Origin of the sequence: Nonomuraea sp. NPDC050691, from assembly GCF_040654455.1 — a bacterium.
In the GTDB taxonomy this organism is placed as follows: domain Bacteria; phylum Actinomycetota; class Actinomycetes; order Streptosporangiales; family Streptosporangiaceae; genus Nonomuraea.
The window spans coordinates 1-2,993 of sequence record NZ_JBFAIA010000337.1; the positions used below are offsets into that span (position 1 = coordinate 1).

General features: G+C 70.5%; 3 protein-coding genes. 2 read left to right on the forward strand and 1 reads right to left on the reverse strand.

The window, feature by feature from the left end:
* Positions 1 to 112: 112 nt before the first annotated feature.
* Positions 113 to 1,372 (reverse strand): nucleotide sugar dehydrogenase, encoded by a 1,260-nt coding sequence (locus tag AB0H81_RS44400; protein ID WP_358388443.1) that lies wholly within the window; start codon positions 1,370 to 1,372, stop codon positions 113 to 115.
* A 218-nt stretch (positions 1,373 to 1,590) separates the two neighbouring features.
* Between AB0H81_RS44400 and AB0H81_RS44405 the strand changes: the two genes are divergently transcribed.
* Both AB0H81_RS44405 and AB0H81_RS44410 read left to right on the forward strand, forming a co-directional pair.
* Complete coding sequence (locus tag AB0H81_RS44405) at positions 1,591 to 2,646, forward strand: ice-binding family protein (RefSeq protein WP_358388446.1); 1,056 nt, start codon at positions 1,591 to 1,593, stop codon at positions 2,644 to 2,646.
* A gap of 38 nt (positions 2,647 to 2,684) precedes the next feature.
* Positions 2,685 to 2,990, forward strand: coding sequence for a hypothetical protein (locus AB0H81_RS44410; protein WP_358388449.1), 306 nt, complete (start codon positions 2,685 to 2,687; stop codon positions 2,988 to 2,990).
* Positions 2,991 to 2,993 lie beyond the last annotated feature (3 nt).

The window sequence follows — 2,993 nt, forward strand, 5'->3', positions numbered from 1 at the left end:
GGCGCGGCCGGCCGGTCCCATGGAGGTGACCGGGCCCGCCGCCGGGACGTGAGCCCCCGGACCTGGCGAAGGCCCTCCGGTCATCGACCGGAGGGCCTTCGCGCGTCTCACGTCACAGGACCTCGACGTTGGGGCCCCGGCAGCGGTTGCGGGTGTCGAAGACGTACGGGCCGACCTCCTGCACCAGCTCGAAGTCGAACCGGTCGTGGTCGGTGAGCACCAGGACCGCGTCCGCCTCGGCCAGCTCCTGGCGCGTCGCCTCGATGATCTCGATGCCCGCGGGCAGCCGGCAGTCCGTCACGTGCGGGTCGGCGGCCCGCACCCGGGCGCCCAGCTTGTGCAGCGACTTGACCACCTCGATGGCCGGAGACTCGCGGCAGTCGCCGGCGTTCTTCTTGTACGCGAGTCCCAGCACGACCACCCGGCTGCCGTTGAGCGCCTTGCCACGCTGGTTGAGCGCCAGCATGAGCCGGTGGACGACCCGGTCGGGCATGTGGTCGTTGATGTCGTTGGCCAGCTCCACGAACCGGAAGTTGTGCCCGAGGCTGCGCTTGACCTTCCACGACAGGTAGGACGGGTCGATCGGCAGGCAGTGGCCGCCGACGCCCGGGCCGGGCGTGAAGCGCATGTAGCCGAACGGCTTGGTCGAGGCGGCGTCGATGGCCTCCCAGACGTCGATGCCGAGCTGCTCGGCGAAGATCGCCAGCTCGTTGACCAGCGCGATGTTGACGTGCCGGAACGTGTTCTCCAGCAGCTTGCACAGCTCGGCCACCTGAAGCGAGGACACCGGCACGACCCGGTCCACGACCTGCTGGTAGAAGCCCTGGATGCGCTTCAGGGAGGCCGCGTCGATGCCCGAGACGACCTTCGGCGTGTTCTCCAGCCGCCACACGGCGTTGCCCGGGTCGATCCGCTCGGGGCTGTAGCCCAGCAGGAAGTCCTCGGGGGCGCGCAGCCCGGAGCCCTCCTCCAGGATCGGCAGCAGGTACTCCTCCGTGGTGCCGGGATAGGTGGTCGACTCCAGGACCACCGTGGCGCCCGGCCGTACCAGCGGGGCGATGGACCGGCCGGCCGACGCGATGTGGCAGAGGTCGGGGGCGCCCTCCGACAGCGGCGTCGGGACCGTGATCACGCACACGTCGAAGCCCGCGGCGTCGGCGTAGTCGGCGCTGGCGAGGTAGCGGCCGCAGCGCAGCGCGGCGGCGATCTGCTCGTCGCTGATGTCCTCGACGAACGACTCACCGGCGTTGAGCCGCTTGACGCGCCAGTCGTCGACGTCGATCCCCACGACGTCGAAGCCGGCTTCGACCGCCCGCATCGCCAGCGGCAGGCCGACATATCCCTGGCCGACGACTACGAGTTTCTCTCCCATGTCTGGACCCCCGTCACTTCGAGCTGAGATATCACCTGACTGTAGGAGTCAGGTGATCTCGCACCGCCGATTCGGCCCGGGGCCCGGCGTGTCGCCGGCGGGTCCACCAGGGGCTGCGGACGGCGAAGGTCGCCCCACAGGCAAGGACTGGCAAGGAGATGGCTCAGGCGGGATGTACGCGCCTGTCGTTGGTGATCTCCCTCGCCACACTTGCGGGCATGGCCAATCTTTCGCCGCGTTCATGGCTGTCCGTCGGGTTGACCGGCGTGCTGGCCATGGGCCTGCTCACCGCCTCCACCTGGAGCGCGGACGCTCGCCAGGAGCCGATAGACCTCGGCGAAGGGTGGGGGGTCGCGGTGATGGCGGGCCTCGCCGTCAACAGCGAGGAGCTGACGCGCATCACCGGTGACGTCGCGGTCAGCCCGGGCGGTGTCGTGACCGGCTTCCCGCCGGGGGTGGTGCTGGGCCGGATCTACCGGGGCAACGGGCAGGCGGCCCGGATCCGCGGGGACGTGGTCGCCGCCTACCGGGAGGCGCGGGGGCGGGCGGCCAACGGCGTCATCTCCGCGCAGCTCGGCGGCCGGACCCTGGGGCCCGGCGTCTACGAGAGCAGAAGCGGCGCCTTCGTGATCGACGGGACCCTCAAGCTGGACGCCGAGGGCGACCCCGACGCGGTCTTCATCTTCCAGGTGGACACGACGCTCAACACCGCCGAGGTGAGCAACATCGACGTCCTCAACGGCGCGCAGGAGAACAACATCATCTGGGCCGTCGCCAACACCGCCAGCCTGGGGACGCTCTCCACCTTCCGCGGCAACATCCTCGCCCAGAACGGGATCGTCGTGGACGAGGGCGTCCAGATGGTCGGGCGCGCGGTGTCGCTGGACACGTCCGTCAGCATCGAGGGCACCGAGACCAGTCCCAGGACCCTCATCACGATGCCGAACCGGCCGCCGACGTCCACCACCCTCACCTCGTCGCCGGACCCCTCCCGCCTGCACGAGGCGGTCACCTTCACGGCCGTCGTCGACGGGGAGGTCGACGGCGTCCACGCCGGCGGCGAGGTGATCTTCAAGGACGGGCCGACGGTGATCGGCTCGGCCCTGCTGAACGACCAGGGCGTCGCCCGGTTCACCACTGACGAGCTCACCAGGGGCGTGCACCAGATGAGCGCCGTCTACCTGGACGAGGGCAGCGCCGTCAACGAGGCCTGGGTCTACTTCCAGCCCAGCGAATCCCCCGTCATCGAGCACCAGGTGCTCAACCGCCGATAGGACCTGACCGACACAGGGGGACTGCAGTGTTTCGTGGGATGAGAACGCCGGCGCTGGTGCTGACGATGGCCTGTGCCGCCTGGGGCCTGGCCGGCGTGGGCCCGGCCACGGCAGGTGCGGGGGCGGCGACCGGCACGGCCGCCGCCGGTATCGGTGGCGCCGGTATCGGTGGCGCTGGTACGGGGAGCGCCGGTACAGGTGCCGCGAGGGGCGCCGGGGCCTTCACCGGCGCGGGCGCCGTGTTCGGCGGGCCGGCGTTCAAGGAGGGGGTGCTCGCGAGGATCGTGCACTTGTCGACGGTCGCGAGGTCGCGTCCACTGAGCCCGAATTCCAGCCAGTTCTGAACG